Below are 14,943 nucleotides of genomic sequence, written 5' to 3'. Positions count from 1 at the left end.
CCGCCGCTGCTGGCAATGCAGCGGCGGCAGGTGCGCGAGATGACACCGTCACACGCCGCACGCGGACGCTGGCGACAATGGCAGGCGTAATTTCCGTCCTGCCCCGACATGCCTGCGATCGAGTTGCTGACCATCAATGCGCACATGGGCTTCAGCGTGCTGAAGCAGCGCTTCATGCTGCCGGAGTTGCGCGCGGCGATCCGTGCCCTGCCCGCGGACCTGGTGTTCCTGCAGGAAGTGCTGGGCGAGCATCAGGTGCATGCCGGCCGCCACGCCGACTGGCCGGCGCAGAGCCAGTACGAATTCCTCGCCGATACGCTGTGGCCGCAGTTCGCCTACGGCCGCAATGCGGTGTATCCGCACGGGCACCACGGCAACGCGCTGCTGTCGCGCTTCCCGATCGCCTCCTTCGTCAACCGCGATGTCTCCATCGCCGGCCACGAGCACCGCGGGCTGCTGCATGCAGTGCTGGAAATCCCCGGGCATGCCGTGGCGCTGCATGCGATCTGCGTGCACCTGGGCCTGCGCGAGGCGCACCGGCGGCGGCAGATCGGCCTGCTCGGCGCGCTGATCGCCGAACTGCCAGCACAGGCGCCGCTGATCGTCGCCGGCGACTTCAACGACTGGCGCCAGCGCGGGCATCCGCTGCTGCAGCGGCATGGCCTGACCGAGGCCTTCGCGCACCTGCACGGACGCGTGGCGCGCAGCTTCCCGGCGCGTTGGCCGCTGCTGCCGCTGGACCGCATCTACCTGCGCAATGTGCGCATCGAGGCCGCGCGGGTGCTGACCGGCCGCCCGTGGTCGCACCTGTCCGACCACGCCCCACTGCATGCCAGGATCGTGCTGTGAACCGCGCGGCGAACCGCGACACGTGCTGGCGCCAGGGCCACCGCCTGCAGTTGCTGGAGAACGGCGATGCGTATTTCCCGCGCGCCTTCGCCGCGATCGACGCGGCCCGGCGCGAGGTGTTGCTGGAGACCTTCATCTGGTTCGAGGACAAGGTCGGCCTGGCGCTGAAGGACCACCTGGTCGCCGCCGCACGCCGCGGCGTGCGCGTGCACCTGCTGGTGGACGCGTTCGGCTCGCCGGATCTCTCGCCCGGGTTCGTGCGCGAACTGACCGAAGCCGGCGCCGAGCTGCGCCTGTTCGACCATCAGCCGACCCTGCTCGGCGTGCGCCTGAATGTGTTCCGGCGCATGCACCGCAAGCTGCTGGTGGTGGACGGGCGGATCGGCATGATCGGCGGCATCAACTGGTCGGCCGATCACCTGGCCGATTTCGGACCGGAGGCCAAGCAGGACTACGCGGTGGAGGTGCACGGCCCGGTGGTGGCGGACATGGTCGCGTTCGTGCGCCGGACCCAGGACACGCACGGCACCGGCGCGGGCTGGGTGCCGCAGGCGCAGGTCGATGTGCCGCCCGCTGGCGAGGCCGAAGTGTGCTTCCTGCCGCGCGACAATGCCGGCCGCTCGCGCAGCATCGAGCGCGCCTACCGGCAGGCGTTCCGCGGCGCCCGGCAGGAGATCGTGGTCGCCAATGCGTACTTCTTCCCCGGCTACGGCTTCCTGCGCGACCTGTGCGCCGCCGCGCGCCGCGGGGTGGCGGTGAAGCTGATCTTCCAGGGACAACCGGACACGCCGCTGGCGCTGTTCGCCGCACGCGCGCTGTACCGGCATCTGGTCGACGCCGGCGTGCAGATCTTCGAATACTGCGAGCGCCCGTTCCACGGCAAGGTCGCGGTGATCGACGGCCACTGGAGCACGGTGGGATCGAGCAACCTGGATCCGCTGAGCCTGGCGCTGAACCTGGAAGCCAACCTGGTGATCCGCGACGCCACCTTTGCGCGCGACCTGCATGGGCGCCTGCAGCGGCTGATGCAGCGGCATTGCCGGCAAGTCGTGCCGGCACAGGTACCGCGCGGGCGCTTCTGGCAACCGCTGCTGCGGCCGCTGCTGTTCCACGTGCTGCGCAACGTGCCGCAGTGGGCCAGCCGCTTGCCGGCACGCACGCCGCGCACCGCGGTGCTGCGACGCAATCGGCACGCACCATGAGCCGTGCGCGTCCGCGCTGGCGCATGCTGCGCCGCTTCGCCTATCTGGCCTTCCTGGTGCTGGTGACGGTATTGCTGGTCCGCGCGGCGCGCACCGTGGACTGGGCGCAAGTCGGCACCACCCTGGCCGGCTACGGTACCGGCACCCTGGCCGCCGCGGCCGGACTGAGCCTGGCCAGCTACCTGCTGTACGGCGGCTACGACCTGGCCGCGCGTCGCTACGCGGCGCATGCGGTGGCGACGCCGCGGGTCATGGCGATCGCAGACATCGCCTACGCCTTCAGCCTGAACATCGGTGCGCTGATCGGCGGCACCGCGATCCGCTACCGCCTGTACGGCCGCGCCGGGTTGGGCCTGGCGACGATCAGTCGCGTCATCGGCTTCGCCATCGCCACCAACTGGATGGGCTATCTGCTGCTGACTGGTGTGCTGCTAGTCAGTGGCCGCCTGCGCATGCCAGCGCAGTGGTCACTGAGTGGTGCGGCGCTGCCGTGGATCGGCGCGGCGATGCTGGCCGCGGTGCTGGCGTATCTGATCGGCTGCCAGCGTGCGCATGGCCACACCCTGCAGGTGCGCGGCCATGTCCTGCACCTGCCGCCGTTGCCGCTGGCCCTGCTGCAACTCGGTCTGGGCACCGGCAACTGGGCGCTGATGGGCGCCCTGCTGTACGTGCTGATGCCGGCCGGCGTCGGCTATACCTCGGTGCTCGGCGCACTGCTGGCGGCGGCCGTGGCCACCGCCATCGCGCATGTGCCGGCCGGTATCGGCGTGCTGGAAGCGGTGGTGCTGCCGCTGCTGGGGTCGCAGGCGCCGCAAGCGGAACTGCTGGCGGCGTTGCTGGCCTACCGCGCCTTCTACTACCTCGGCCCGTTGCTGCTCGCCTGTGCCGGCTATGCGGTGCTGGAGGCGCGGCGCCGGCGCGGCGCTCAGGCGCCACCACACGCAGCGGGCACCGACTGACACGGCTGCGGCCAATCGCGTTAGCGGCGGCCCCGGCGAGCTGAAGGCGATCGCGCAGTTCCTTCTCGACTGTGCCGCGGAGATGGAGCGCGTGGGTGCCGATTACGATCATCTGCACCTTTCCGACCACATCGCGCAGTTCGAGACTGCACCGCAGTTCGTGGTGGCTGCCGCGACGTTGGGATGATGCAGTCCGCGCCGGAGCGGTCGGCGGGCGACCTGCGCACCACGCCGCCCCCCGGCATACCACCATCGCCGCGGCCTACAGCACCGTCAGATTGGCGTACGCCATCACCAGCCACTTGGCGCCGGCCTCGTCGAACTGCACCTGCACGCGGGCGTGGGCGCCGCTGCCTTCGTAGTCGATGACCACGCCGCCGCCGAACTTGGGATGCTGCACGTTGGCACCGAGCTTGACCGCCGGCGCCTCGATCACGCCATGCCCCATGCTGCGCGGCGCGCCCAGCGATGCGCTGCGCGAGACCTGCACCTTCGGCCGTACTTCGTGCAGCAGCTCGCGCGGGATCTCGCGCAGGAAGCGCGAGGGCACGTTGTAGTTGTCCTGGCCGTGGATGCGCCGCGATTCGGCATAGCTCAGCACCAGCTTGTGGCGGGCGCGGGTGATGCCGACGTAGGCCAGGCGCCGCTCTTCCTCCAGGCGCCCGCTCTCTTCCAGCGAACGCGCACTGGGGAACAGGCCGTCTTCCATGCCGGCCAGGAACACGATCGGGAATTCCAGGCCCTTGGCCGAGTGCAGGGTCATCAGCTGCACGCCCTCCTCGCCGGCCTGGGCCTGGCCTTCGCCGGCCTCCAGCGAGGCGTAGGCCAGGAACGCGACCAGTTCGGTCATCGCCTGGCGGCCTTCGTCGGCGTCCTCGTCGCCGTCGGCGCGGACGAAGCGCGAGGCCACCGACACCAGTTCGTCGAGGTTGTCGGTGCGCGATTCCGAATCCAGCCCGCCGCGGCTCTCCTTGCTCCAGTGCTCGCGCAGGGTGGAGCGCGCCAGCACCTGGTCGATCTGCTCGGGCAGCGGTAGCCCTGCCACTTCCGCGGCCAGTTGCTCGATCAGGCCCAGGAACTGGCCCAGCGCGTTGCGCGCGCGTGCGGCCAGTTCGCCGCCCTGCTGCGCGGCCTGTTGCGCCGCCGCCCACAGCGACAGCGACTGCGCGCGCGCCAGCCGCCGCACCTCGTCGAGCGTGCGATCGCCGATGCCGCGCGCCGGCGTGTTCACCGCGCGCTCGAACGCCGCATCGTCGGCACGGTTGGCGACCAGGCGCAGGTAGGCCAGGGTGTCCTTGATTTCGGCGCGCTCGAAGAAGCGCATGCCGCCATAGACGCGGTACGGCACCTGTTCGGCGATCAGCGCCTCTTCGAACGCGCGCGACTGCGCGTTGCTGCGGTAGAGCACCGCCGCCTCGCTGTAGCTGCCGCCGTCGCGTACCCACTGGCGCACGCGCTCGACCACGTAACGCGCCTCGTCCACCTCGTTGTAGGCCGCGTACAGGTCGATCGGCTCGCCATCGCCCGAATCGGTCCACAGCTGCTTGCCGATGCGGTCGGGGTTGTGCGCGATCACCGCGTTAGCGGCGTTGAGGATGTTGGCGCTGGAGCGGTAGTTCTGCTCCAGGCGGATGGTCTGCGCGCTCGGGAAATCGGTGAGGAAGCGCTGCACGTTCTCGACCTTGGCCCCGCGCCAGCCATAGATCGCCTGGTCGTCGTCGCCGACCACGAACACGTGGCCGCTGTCGCCGGCGAGCACGCGCACGAACGCGTACTGGATGGCGTTGGTGTCCTGGAACTCGTCGACCAGGATCTCGCCGAAGCGGGCGCGGTAGTGCGCCAGCAGCGCCGGGGTGTCGCGCAGCAGTTCGTGCGCGCGCAGCAGCAGTTCGGCGAAGTCGACCAGGCCGGCGCGGTCGCAGCGCTCCTGGTACAGCGCATAGGCGCTGCGCAGGGTGGTGACCCACTCGTCGCGCGGCTCCGGCTGGATGTGCTGGGCGCGGCGGCCCTCGTCCTTCTGCTGGTTGATCCACCACACGATCTGCTTGGGCGGGAACTTGCCCTCGTCCAGCTCCAGCTGCTGCACCACGCGCTTGACCAGCCGCAGCTGGTCATCCGAATCGAGCACCTGGAAGCTCTCGGGCAGCTTCGCGTCCTGCCAGTGCAGGCGCAGCAGCCGGTGCGCCAGGCCGTGGAAGGTGCCGATCCACATGCCGCGGCTGCCGTTGCGCAATTGCAGGTCGGTGCGCTGGCGCATCTCGCCGGCCGCTTTGTTGGTGAAGGTGACCGCAAAGATGCCGTGCACCGGCACGCGCTGGACTTCGTTGAGCCAGGCGATGCGGTGAATGAGCACGCGCGTCTTGCCGGACCCGGCGCCGGCCAGGACCAGGTAATGGCCGGGCGGTGCGGAAACGGCCTCGCGCTGGGCGGGGTTCAGATCGTCGAGCAAATGAGAGACATCCACCCGCGCATTTTAGCCGGTGCGGCGGCGCAGCGGCTGCGACAGCGCGCGCCGATCGGCGTGCGGCATCGCCTCAGTCGGCGCGGAACAGCCGATCGGCGAGGAAATCCACGAACACGCGCAGCTTCGGCGACAGCTGCCGGCTCGAGGGCCACACCACGAAGAACGCGCCCCCGTCGGCCAGGTGCGCGTCCAGGACCGACTGCAGGCGGCCGTCGGCCAGTGCATCTTGCGCAAGGAACGCCGGCATGCAGGCGATGCCCATGCCGGCGATCGCCGCCGCGCGCACCGCTTCCATGTTGTTGCAGGTGAGCACCGCCGGCGGCAGCGGCGCCGGTTCCGCCAGCGGCCAGTCCTGCGGCTTGCCGGTGCCGGGAACGCGGAACAGCACGCCGTCGTGCGCGGCCAGCTGCGCCGGGGTCTGCGGTACGCCGCGGCGGCGCAGGTAGTCCGGCGCGGCGCACAGACAGAAACGGAACGGCCCCAGGCGCCGCGCCAGCAGCCGCGAGTCGGCCTGCACGCCGCTGCGGATCACCGCGTCCAGGCCGTGTTCGAGCAGGTCGACCACGCGGTCGTCGAACGCCAGGTCCAGTTCCACGTCCGGATAGCGCTGGCGGAACTCGGGCAGCAGCGGCACCAGGAAGCGGTAGCCGATGGTCGGCAGGCCGACCCGCAGCCGTCCGCGCGGCGCCTGCCGGGTCTGCGCCAGCGCATCCTCGGCCTCGCGCAGGTCGGCCAGCACGCGCTGGCAATGCTCCAGGAACAGCGCGCCCTCGGCGGTCAACGCGATGCGTCGGGTGGTCCGCTGCAGCAGGCGCACACCGAGCGCGCGCTCCAGCGCGGCCACGCTCTTGCCCACCGCCGAGGCCGAGATGCCGAGCACGCGGCCGGCGCCGACGAAACTGCGCTGTTCGGCGGTGCGGACGAAGGCAACGATGCCGGTGAGGCGGTCCATGCCGGGATATTAGAGCGTTCCATTCCGCAAAGCGCGGAGGATTGCGGCCTTTTTCGCGGATTGCCGCATCGGTATCTCTAGTGGCGTCCCGATCTCGTCGCAAGAGTCGCTCCGATGACCTCCGCTTCAGCCTCCGCTTCGACCTCCCGCTCCACTCCCATGCCGCGCCGCGGCGCCGCCCTGGCCGCGGTGTGCCTGGCCGCCCTGGCACTGCCGCTGAACTTCTCCGGCGGCGCCGTCGCCACCCCGGCGATCGGCGCGGCCCTGGGCGGCAGCGCGCTGGCCCTGGCCTGGATCACCAACGCGTTCATGCTCAGCTTCGGCAGCCTGCTGCTGGCCGCCGGCGCGCTCGCCGATCGGCATGGGCGGCGCCGGGTGTTCCTCGGCGGCCTGGCGCTGTTCGCCACGGCCAGCCTGGGCGTGGCCATGGCCGGCTCGGTCGCGGCGATCGACCTGTGGCGGGCGCTGCAAGGCGTCGGTGCCGCCGCCGCGCTCGCCGCCGGCACCGCGGCGCTGGCGCAGCTGTACACCGGCGCGGCGCGCACGCGCGCGTTCAGCCTGCTTGGCACCACCTTCGGCACCGGCCTGGCGTTCGGCCCGCTGGCCGCCGGCGCCCTGAGCGAACGGCTGGGCTGGCGCGCGATCTTCTTCGGCGTGGCCGCGGTCGCGGCGCTGGCGTGGGCACTGGCCGCGCGTTGGCTGCCGGCCTCGCGCGCTTCGGTCGCGGGCCCGCCGGACCGTGCCGGCGCGCTGTGTTTCAGCGCGGCGCTGGCGCTGTTCACCGCCGGCCTGATCCAGGGGCCGCACAGCGGCTGGGGCAGCGCCGCGGCGCTGGCCCTGCTCGGTGCCGCCGCGCTGCTGCTGCTCGCTTTCGTGCGGATCGAACGGCGCCGCCGCCATCCGCTGCTGGACTTGAGCCTGTTCCGCTACCGGCGCTTCGTCGGCGTGCAGCTGCTGCCGGTCGCCACCTGCTACAGCTACGTGGTGCTGTTGGTGCTGCTGCCGCTGCGCATGATCGGCGTGGACGGCGCGCCGGCCGCCAGCGCCGGCCTGACGTTGTTGGCGCTGTCGGCGCCGATGCTGCTGGTGCCGAGCCTGGCCGCCGCACTGGCGCAGCGCATCGCCCCGGCCTGGCTGTCCGCGGCCGGGTTGGCGGTGGCCGCGGCCGGCCTGTGCTGGCTGGGCGCGCGGCCACCGGCGCAGGCGCTGCCGGCGCTGCTGTTGATCGGTGCCGGCACCGCCCTGCCCTGGGGCCTGATGGATGCACTGTCGGTCAGCGTGGTGCCGACCGAACGCGCCGGCATGGCCGCCGGCCTGTTCGGCACCTTGCGCGTGGCCGGCGAAGGCATCGCCCTGGCCAGCGTGGCGGCCTTGCTGGCGGCGTTGCTGCACGTGCGGCTGGCCGCGCTTGCGCCGCTGCTGCCGCACGCGGCCCTGGCGGACACCGCACAGCGGCTGGTCGCCGGCGATCTACCGGCATCCTTACAGGAAGGCGCGTTGTCCGCAGCGCAACTGCGCTTGGCCTACGCCGCGGCCTTCGGCACGCTCACCCGGGTGCTGGCGGCGATCACCGCGCTGGCGGCGATCGCGATCTGCGGGCTGCTCGGGCGCACGCCGCAGGACGCGGTGGAGGGAAGCCGCTGATCGCGATAGGAGCCCCGCCTGCAGGACCGGCAATGCCGGTCGCGGCTAGAAACGACGCGAAGGTCCTGTCCCTGTAGGAGCGGCTTCAGCCGCGACGGGCTTTCCCGAAATCCCGGGTCGCGGCTGAAGCCGCTCCTACAAAAGGAGGTCGCGGCTGCGCCGCGCGCAACCGCGGCCGGCATGCGCCGCGGCGCTCAATGCACGGCGGCGACCGGCAACTCCAACGTCAGCAAGGCTTGCGCGGTCTGCTGCGCCTGCGCCCGCAGCTCGGGGATCGCCAGGCTTTCCCACAGGCTGCCGATGCGCAGGCTGCCGAGCACGCGGATACGCGGCGTGGCGCGGCCGTCGGCGTCGAGCAGCGCCCCGTCGGCGGCGCTGCCCACGCCGATGCCGTGCGGCCCCGGCTGCGCATGGCCGCAGCCGAGCAACTGATGCAGCAGCGGATTACGCATGGTCTGCGCGCGCAGTTCGACGCCGGTGGCGTTGATCACGCAGTGCGCATCGAGCTGCAGCGGCACGCCATCGGCGCCCGTGCCGTTGACCTGCACGCAGGCGCCGACCGGGAACACCGTGTCCAGCCGCGCGCGGTGCAGGCGCAACTGGCCGACCCGGCGCATCGCCTGCAGTTGCGCGAAGACCGGTGCGGCGATGCGATGACGGTGCACGTCCCAGTAGCGCACCACGTGGCGCAGGAAGCGGCGCTGCTCGGCCACCGACAGCGACTGCCACAGCGCCTGGCTCAGCGGCCGCACCCGGTCCATCACGCTCTGCCAGGGCTGGCACTGCGCCTGCGCCGCGGCGGCGTGGCGGCGCAGCGCGCGCATCCGCTGGCGCAGCGGCATCGCCAGCAGCGCCTGCGCATCGAAGTCGGCTGGCGCGCCATGCGCAGCGTGCGGTAACGGCAGCAACGCATGCCGCGACACCACGTGCACCGGGCCACGGTGCGCGTTGGCCAGCAGGGTCAGCACGCTGTCGGCCATGCTCAGCCCGGAGCCGACGATGCACACCGTCGCCTCACGCGGAATCGCCTGCAACTGCGCGTAATCCCACGCCTCCACTCGCGCCGGCGCATCGAGACTGGGGGCGCCGCGCGCCGGCAGCGGGCGCAGGCTGTTGCCCAACGCCAGCACGGTGGCGCCGGCATGCAACTGGCCACCCTCGTGCAACTGCAGGCGTTGTCCGCCCGTCGGCTGCGGGTGCAACGCCAGCACCCGCGCCTGGCGCCATTGCAGACGCGCCGGCCCGGCGGCCTGCGCCTGCAGCAGGCGCGCGCGCAGATAGGCGGCGTAATGGCGGCGCTGCACGTAGGCCTCGGCCAGTGCGGCGCGCGACAGCTGCGGATACAGCGCCTGCTGCTGCAGCCAGTCGAGGAAATCGTCGGGCGCCTCGACGAAGGCGCTCATGCGCCCGGCCGTCACGTTCAGCAGGTGCTCGGCGCAGGGCGTCGCATAGGCCACGCCCTGCGCCAGCGCCGGCTGCGACTCGATCAGTTGCACGCGCAGCGCGGTGCCGGCCCGGCGCAGCAACTGCAACGCGACCAGTACACCGGCCGCGCCGCCGCCGACGATGGCGATATCGCAGTCGGCGTCGGCCGGTTCGCTGGGCACAAGCTCATTCATGCGGCGATTGTAAGGGAAGCCCCCACCGGCCCGGCCCGTGGCTGAGAACCGTCGCGCATGTGCCGGCACCGATCGCGCATGAGCGCGTCATGCGCCTGTCATCGGCATGCGCTTCACATCAGCGCATCGGCCAGGCGCGCGATACCTTCGCGGCTGCGTCGCCAGGCCGGCCGCTTGCGCCAGTCCTGCAGCGTCAGCACCCGCGCATCGGCCAGGTAGTCGGCTTCCACCGCGCGCAACCGCTGCACTACCGCGGCGCTGTAGCAGAGCATGCCGACCTCGGCGTTCAGCGCGAACGAGCGGATGTCCAGGTTGATCGACCCGACCAGGGCGATGCCCTCGTCCACGCTCAGGTGCTTGGCGTGCAGGAAGCACGGCCGGTACAGCGCGATCTTGACCCCGCTGCGCAGCAACTCGTCGTAATAGGCCTCCTGCGCCCAGGCGGTGAGCCGCTGGTTGTTGCTCTCGGACACGATCAATTGCACGTCCACCCCGGACAGCGCGGCGATGCGCAGCGCGCTGAGCGTGGCCTCGTCCGGCACGAAGTACGGCGTGACCATGACGATGCGCCGCCGCGCCAGGTGGATCAGCGCGTTGACCGTGTCGCGCGCGTTCTCGAACGGGTACGCCGGCCCGCTGGGCAACAGCTGCGTGGCGACGCCGCCGCCGTGGATGGAGGCCGGGGCGACCACGCTCAGGCGCTGCCCGGTCTCGATGAACCAGTCGCTGGCGAACACCGCTTCCAGATGCGCCACCACCGGCCCCTGCACCCGCGCCACCAGTTCGCGATTGGGATGGCCGGGGACGAACTGCGGCTCGGCCAGGTTCTGCGAACCGATGTAGCCGACGCGGTTGTCGATCACCGCGATCTTGCGATGGTTGCGCAGATCCATGCGGCCGCTGCGGCGCCAGCGCAGCCCGCCCGGCAACAGCGCCTGCACCTCGACCCCGGCCGCGTGCAGGCGCCTGCGGTAGCGGCACAGGCCACGACGGCCGCCGCGCGCATCCAGCAGCAACCGGCAGTGCACGCCACGCGCGGCGGCGCGCAGCAACGCGGCGCTCACCGCATCGCCGACCGCGTCGTCGAACATCAGGTAGTACAGCAGGTGCACGCGCTCGACCGCCGCGTCGATGTCGTCGATCAGCGCCTGCAGCGAGGACGCATAGCGGTCGAGCAGCTCGACGCTGTTGCCGTGGGTCGGCATGAAGTCGCCCTGGCGCTCGACCAGCGGCACCACCTCGGCGACCACGGTGTCGGCCGGCGGCGCCCAGCGCAGCGCGGTCAGCGGCACCTGCTGCTCGCGGATGACCTGCGAGGCCAGCGCCTGGCGGCGGATGCGCTCGCGCGACAGCCAGGGGTGGCCGAGCAACAGGTACAGCGGCAGCCCCAGCAACGGCACGAAGCCCACCAGCAGCAGCCAGCTGCGCGCCGCGCCCGGCGTGGTGCGGGTGGGGATCCACAACAGCGCCACCAGCCGGATCAACCAGTCCAGCGCCAGCAGCCACGTGCCTTCCAACCAGACCGGCAGCATCGCGATCCTCGCAACCCAGGTCGCCCGATTCTGCGGACTGCGCCGACAAACGCAACCATGGCCGCATCAACGGCGGGGTTTTCCATGCCCCAGACGCACGGAACCCGCCTTGCGGCGGGTTCCGTGTCCAGCGTGAGCAGCGATCCGAGGATCAGCCGATCACTTGATCTTGCCTTCCTTGTACAGGACGTGCTTGCGCACGACCGGATCGTACTTGAGGAATTCCATCTTCCCCGGGGTGTTCTTCTTGTTCTTGTCCGTGGTGTAGAAGTGGCCAGTACCGGCCGAGGAAATCATACGGACCTTATCGCGCTTGCCTGCCATGATGCTCTACTCCTCAGACCTTTTCGCCGCGCGCACGCAGCTCAGCCAGAACGCTGTCGATGCCGTTCTTGTCGATGGTGCGCAGCGCGTGCGCGGAAACCTTCAGCTTGACCCAGCGGTTCTCGCTGGCGACCCAGAAGCGGCGCTCGTGCAGGTTGGGCAGGAAGCGACGACGGGTTCTGTTGTTGGCGTGGGAGACGTTGTTACCCGTCTGCACACGCTTGCCGGACACTTGGCATACGCGGGACATTGCGCACCTCGATAGTAGTTTGAGTCGCCCATAGCCTGGGAGACGGCGGCCCCGGCAGCCCTGCGGCCACCACGCGACGTGGGAAATCAAGCGGTTACGCTGCAAGAGGCCGGCCGGAGATCGCGCATCCGGCCGCCGTTCCGACCGGAGCCGGGCACAGCGAGCCGCGCATTATGCAGGCGATCAAGCACTTGTGCAAGTTGTCCACAGGGGCCGGGCACGGTGTGCGGGTCCGGGCCGCTGGACCAGGCAGGCGTTGCTATTGTATCCGGCCGAATCGGCTTGCTAGCCTGCCCCGGTCATGCGCCGCCTGTTCCGACCACTGCGTACCTCCCTGCTGATGCTGCTGCTGGCGGCATTCGTGGTCGTGCCGGTGGCCGATGCGCTGGCCTGCGCGCTGGAGCCGGAGTCCGCCGACGCCGTGCACACGCCCGCCGCGGCGCATGCCGATGGCGACGACAGCGACGGCAAGCACGCCGGCAGCTGCAGCCACAATCATTGCCACCACTCGAATCTGAGCCTGCCGGCGAGCACCCTCGCCATGCTCGGCGCGCCACGACCGGCGCGCTGGATGCAGGCCGGCGAGGCCGCACCCGACGGTCTCGTCCAGGACGGATTGAAGCGACCTCCCCGGGCGTGAGTTGAGCGTGTCCCGCGATCGCGGGTTTCCGTTTCCCTCACCTCTGGAATTTCTTCATGTCGACTCCGACACGTCGGCCGCCGCGCGCGGCCGGGCGGGTCGTCGCCGTGCTGCTGGGCCTGGCCCCGGCCGCGCTGGCGATGGCGCAGACCGCCCCTTCCTACGACACCTTGCTCGAACGCCTCGACCAGTTGCCCGGCACCCGCGTGGGCGCGGCGCTGGCCGAGGCCGCAGACGCACGCGCCGAACAGGCCCGTGCGCTGCCCAACCCGTCGCTGTCCTACTCCACCGAAAACGCCTGGGGCACCGGCGCCTATGCCGGCACGGGCCGGGCCGAAACCACGCTCAGCCTGTCGCAGCCGCTGGAGCTCTGGGGCCAGCGCGGCGCACGCGTGCGCGCGGCACGCGCCGAGGCCGACAGCGCTGCGTTGCGCGGCGCGCAGAGCCGCAGCGATGCCGCCGGCGAACTGGCGCTGGCCTACGCGCAGGCGGAGGCCGCGTTGCGCCGCGCCGCCCTGGCCGAACAGGCGCTGGCGCTGACCCGCGACGATGCGGCGGCGATGGCCGCGATGGTCGCGCAGGGCCGCGAGCCGCAACTGCGTGCGGTGCAGGCGCGCAGCGAGGTGGCCGATGCCAGCGCCGCCGTGGACGAGGCGCAGGCATTCCGCGACGCGGCGCTGGCGCGCCTGGCCGCGATCGCCCTGCTGGAGACGCCGGTGCAGTCCATCGACGCCGGCCTGCTCGACCGCGCGCCCCCACTGCCGCGCGCGCGTGAGGCGGCGGCGCTGCCGGTGCGCATCGCCAGCGCCGAGGCCGAGGCCGCCGCACGCCTGGTCGAGGTGGAGCGCAAGCGCGCCCTGCCCGACCTGAGCCTGACCGCCGGGCAGACCCGCTTCCGCGAGGACCGCGCCCACGCCTACACGCTCGGCGTCAGCCTCAGCGTGCCGCTGTTCGACCGCAACCGCGGCGGCATCCGTGCCGCCAGCGCCGAACAGCGCGCGGCCGAGGCGCGGCTGGACCAGCAACGCCGCGCCAGCGCCGCCGACCGCCTGGCCGCGCTCGCCACGCTGAAGGCCGCCGGTAGCCGCACGCGCGCGGCCGACGACGGCGTGGCGGCCGCGGAGGAGGCCTATCGCCTGGCCCGCATCGGCTTCGATGCCGGGCGCATCGCACAACTGGAACTGCGCAGCACCCGTGCTGCGCTCATCGCCGCCCGCAGCATCGCCGTGGACGCCCGCCTGGCGCGGGTCACGGCAGAAATCGAGCTGGCCCGCCTGGAAGGGCGCGCGCCGTTCATGGAGGTCCAATGAACCTGTCCCGTCCGATCTTCCGCGCCGGCTGCCTGCTGCTGGGGCTCCTGCTGGCACTGCTGCTGGCCGCGTGCGCCGGCGACAAGCAGGCCGCCCCGGCGGCCGACGATGCCCACGGCCATGGCACTGAACGCGAGGACGCCATGCGCGAGCGCGCCGACACGTCCGATACCGATGCCGATGCCGGCGACACGGTACGGCTGACCCCGCAGCAACGCGCCGCATCCGGGATCGAGGTGGTCGCGGTCGGCCGCGGCGGTGGCGCATCGACTCGCCTGGCCGGCCGGGTCGAACCGGCGGTGGGTGCACGCGCCGCGGTGGCCGCGAGCATCACCGGCCGCGTCGAGCGCGTGCTGGTCGCGCCCGGCAGCACGGTGCGCCGCGGGCAGCCGCTGGCGATCGTGGTCAGCGGCGAGGCCGCGGTGTTCCGCGCCAATGCGCTGGCCGCCAGCGCCGAGGCCGAGGCCGCGCGGCTGGCGCATGCGCGCGACCAGACCCTGGTCGCGCAGGGCGTGGTCGCCCGCCAGGAGCTGGAAAGCTCGCATGCGCGGGCCGTGGCGGCGCGTGCGCAGGCCGCGGCGGCACAGGCGCAGGCTGCGGCCAACGGCGCGCCCGACGCCAGCGGCCGCGTGCGCATCGTCAGCCCGCTGGACGGGCGGGTTGGCGCGGTGCAGGTCACCCCGGGCAGCGTGGTCGCGGCCGGCAGCGTGGTGGCCGAGGTCACCGATCCGGCCATGAACGAACTGGTGTTCGCCGCGCCGCCGGCACTGGCGGCGCAGGTCGCGCCGGGGACGACGCTGGAGGTGAGCGCGCCAGGCGCCAGTTTCGCCGCCACGGTCACTGCGGCGACCGCCGACCTGCGCGCCCCGGGCGGTGCCGCGGTGATCCGCGCCATGCCGGTCGCCGCGCCGCTGCCGCCGGCCGGGTCGCCGGTGTCGGCGGTGGTCGTCACCGAAGGCCAGGACACCGCGCTGAGCGTGCCGGCCGACGCGGTGCAGACCGTGGAAGGCCGCAGCGCGGTGTTCGTCGCCGTCGCCGAGGGCTTCCGCGCCCAGCCGGTGCTGACCGGACGCCGCGCCGGCGACCGCATCGAGATCCTCGACGGGTTGCGCGGCAGCGAACGCATCGCCGGCCGCAACGCCTTCCTGCTCAAGGCCGAACTGGCCAAGGGCGACGCCGAGCACGGCCACTGAGGAGG

The 14,943-nt window shown here is 72.0% G+C and carries 14 protein-coding genes; 8 read left to right on the top strand and 6 right to left on the bottom strand.

All coding sequences use genetic code 11. The annotated features are described in order from the left end of the window. Positions 1 to 108: 108 nt before the first annotated feature. Genes FHR66_RS16710 through FHR66_RS21155 form a run of 4 tightly spaced genes read left to right on the top strand, consistent with a single transcriptional unit; the run spans position 109 to position 3,197 of the window. Entirely contained in the window at positions 109 to 849 is a 741-nt protein-coding gene (locus tag FHR66_RS16710) for an endonuclease/exonuclease/phosphatase family protein (RefSeq protein WP_160969493.1), read from the top strand. Beyond that, complete coding sequence (gene clsB / locus FHR66_RS16705) at positions 846 to 2,051, top strand: cardiolipin synthase ClsB (RefSeq protein ID WP_160969495.1); 1,206 nt, start codon at positions 846 to 848, stop codon at positions 2,049 to 2,051. The genes FHR66_RS16710 and clsB overlap by 4 nt, the downstream gene beginning before the upstream one ends. Next, positions 2,048 to 3,010, top strand: coding sequence for a UPF0104 family protein (locus FHR66_RS16700; protein ID WP_202394914.1), 963 nt, complete (start codon positions 2,048 to 2,050; stop codon positions 3,008 to 3,010). Before clsB ends, FHR66_RS16700 begins: the two co-directional genes overlap by 4 nt. Next, positions 2,943 to 3,197, top strand: coding sequence for an Imm32 family immunity protein (locus FHR66_RS21155; protein ID WP_425612888.1), 255 nt, complete (start codon positions 2,943 to 2,945; stop codon positions 3,195 to 3,197). Before FHR66_RS16700 ends, FHR66_RS21155 begins: the two co-directional genes overlap by 68 nt. 75 nt (positions 3,198 to 3,272) lie before the next feature. On the opposite strand, the gene uvrD is transcribed toward FHR66_RS21155, so the two are convergent. Together uvrD and FHR66_RS16690 are read right to left on the bottom strand one after the other, a co-directional pair. Further along, entirely contained in the window at positions 3,273 to 5,474 is a 2,202-nt protein-coding gene (gene uvrD, locus FHR66_RS16695; protein WP_160969499.1) for a DNA helicase II, read from the bottom strand. 70 nt (positions 5,475 to 5,544) lie between these two features. Further along, entirely contained in the window at positions 5,545 to 6,426 is an 882-nt protein-coding gene (locus tag FHR66_RS16690) for a LysR substrate-binding domain-containing protein (protein ID WP_160969501.1), read from the bottom strand. A gap of 159 nt (positions 6,427 to 6,585) precedes the next feature. On the opposite strand from FHR66_RS16690, the gene FHR66_RS16685 reads away from it, so the two are divergent. Next, positions 6,586 to 8,070, top strand: coding sequence for an MFS transporter (locus tag FHR66_RS16685; protein ID WP_167087955.1), 1,485 nt, complete (start codon positions 6,586 to 6,588; stop codon positions 8,068 to 8,070). A gap of 194 nt (positions 8,071 to 8,264) precedes the next feature. Here FHR66_RS16685 and FHR66_RS16680 read toward each other — a convergent pair whose 3' ends face one another. From FHR66_RS16680 to rpmB, 4 genes are all read right to left on the bottom strand, one after another. Further along, entirely contained in the window at positions 8,265 to 9,689 is a 1,425-nt protein-coding gene (locus FHR66_RS16680) for an FAD/NAD(P)-binding protein (RefSeq protein ID WP_160969505.1), read from the bottom strand. 113 nt (positions 9,690 to 9,802) lie between these two features. Further along, positions 9,803 to 11,221 carry a cardiolipin synthase gene (cls, locus tag FHR66_RS16675; RefSeq protein WP_160969507.1) on the bottom strand — a complete coding sequence of 473 codons (1,419 nt, stop codon included), beginning with the start codon at positions 11,219 to 11,221 and terminating at the stop codon, positions 9,803 to 9,805. 159 nt (positions 11,222 to 11,380) lie between these two features. Beyond that, on the bottom strand, positions 11,381 to 11,548 hold the full coding sequence (gene rpmG / locus FHR66_RS16670; protein WP_169411268.1) for a 50S ribosomal protein L33: 168 nt from the start codon (positions 11,546 to 11,548) through the stop codon (positions 11,381 to 11,383). 10 nt (positions 11,549 to 11,558) lie between these two features. Next, complete coding sequence (gene rpmB, locus FHR66_RS16665; protein ID WP_160969509.1) at positions 11,559 to 11,795, bottom strand: 50S ribosomal protein L28; 237 nt, start codon at positions 11,793 to 11,795, stop codon at positions 11,559 to 11,561. A 301-nt stretch (positions 11,796 to 12,096) separates the two neighbouring features. On the opposite strand from rpmB, the gene FHR66_RS16660 reads away from it, so the two are divergent. The 3 genes from FHR66_RS16660 to FHR66_RS16650 are packed head-to-tail and all read left to right on the top strand — an operon-like array spanning position 12,097 to position 14,938. After that, complete coding sequence (locus tag FHR66_RS16660; RefSeq protein ID WP_160969511.1) at positions 12,097 to 12,435, top strand: hypothetical protein; 339 nt, start codon at positions 12,097 to 12,099, stop codon at positions 12,433 to 12,435. Between the two features lie 56 nt (positions 12,436 to 12,491). Continuing rightward, the gene (locus tag FHR66_RS16655; protein ID WP_160969513.1) at positions 12,492 to 13,745 is read left to right on the top strand and encodes a TolC family protein; all 1,254 of its coding nucleotides are present in this window, start codon (positions 12,492 to 12,494) and stop codon (positions 13,743 to 13,745) included. Continuing rightward, on the top strand, positions 13,742 to 14,938 hold the full coding sequence (locus FHR66_RS16650) for an efflux RND transporter periplasmic adaptor subunit (RefSeq protein WP_160969515.1): 1,197 nt from the start codon (positions 13,742 to 13,744) through the stop codon (positions 14,936 to 14,938). Before FHR66_RS16655 ends, FHR66_RS16650 begins: the two co-directional genes overlap by 4 nt. The last annotated feature ends 5 nt before the right edge of the window (positions 14,939 to 14,943 follow it).

It is taken from the genome of Xanthomonas sp. F4 (genome assembly GCF_011761895.1).
Note: the sequence above shows the minus strand (reverse complement) of the source record. Positions and strands in the feature narration are given on the sequence as shown.

What these genes read in the sequence shown, in the direction of transcription:
- FHR66_RS16710 (WP_160969493.1), top strand. Translation starts at nt 109, where the DNA reads ATGCCTGCGATCGAGTTGCTGACCATCAATGCGCACATGGGCTTCAGC.
- FHR66_RS16700 (WP_202394914.1), top strand. Translation starts at nt 2,048, where the DNA reads ATGAGCCGTGCGCGTCCGCGCTGGCGCATGCTGCGCCGCTTCGCCTAT.
- FHR66_RS21155 (WP_425612888.1), top strand. Translation starts at nt 2,943, where the DNA reads ATGCGGTGCTGGAGGCGCGGCGCCGGCGCGGCGCTCAGGCGCCACCAC.
- FHR66_RS16690 (WP_160969501.1), bottom strand. Translation starts at nt 6,426, where the DNA reads ATGGACCGCCTCACCGGCATCGTTGCCTTCGTCCGCACCGCCGAACAG.
- FHR66_RS16685 (WP_167087955.1), top strand. Translation starts at nt 6,586, where the DNA reads ATGCCGCGCCGCGGCGCCGCCCTGGCCGCGGTGTGCCTGGCCGCCCTG.
- FHR66_RS16680 (WP_160969505.1), bottom strand. Translation starts at nt 9,689, where the DNA reads ATGAATGAGCTTGTGCCCAGCGAACCGGCCGACGCCGACTGCGATATC.
- cls (WP_160969507.1), bottom strand. Translation starts at nt 11,221, where the DNA reads ATGCTGCCGGTCTGGTTGGAAGGCACGTGGCTGCTGGCGCTGGACTGG.
- rpmB (WP_160969509.1), bottom strand. Translation starts at nt 11,795, where the DNA reads ATGTCCCGCGTATGCCAAGTGTCCGGCAAGCGTGTGCAGACGGGTAAC.
- FHR66_RS16660 (WP_160969511.1), top strand. Translation starts at nt 12,097, where the DNA reads ATGCGCCGCCTGTTCCGACCACTGCGTACCTCCCTGCTGATGCTGCTG.
- FHR66_RS16655 (WP_160969513.1), top strand. Translation starts at nt 12,492, where the DNA reads ATGTCGACTCCGACACGTCGGCCGCCGCGCGCGGCCGGGCGGGTCGTC.
- FHR66_RS16650 (WP_160969515.1), top strand. Translation starts at nt 13,742, where the DNA reads ATGAACCTGTCCCGTCCGATCTTCCGCGCCGGCTGCCTGCTGCTGGGG.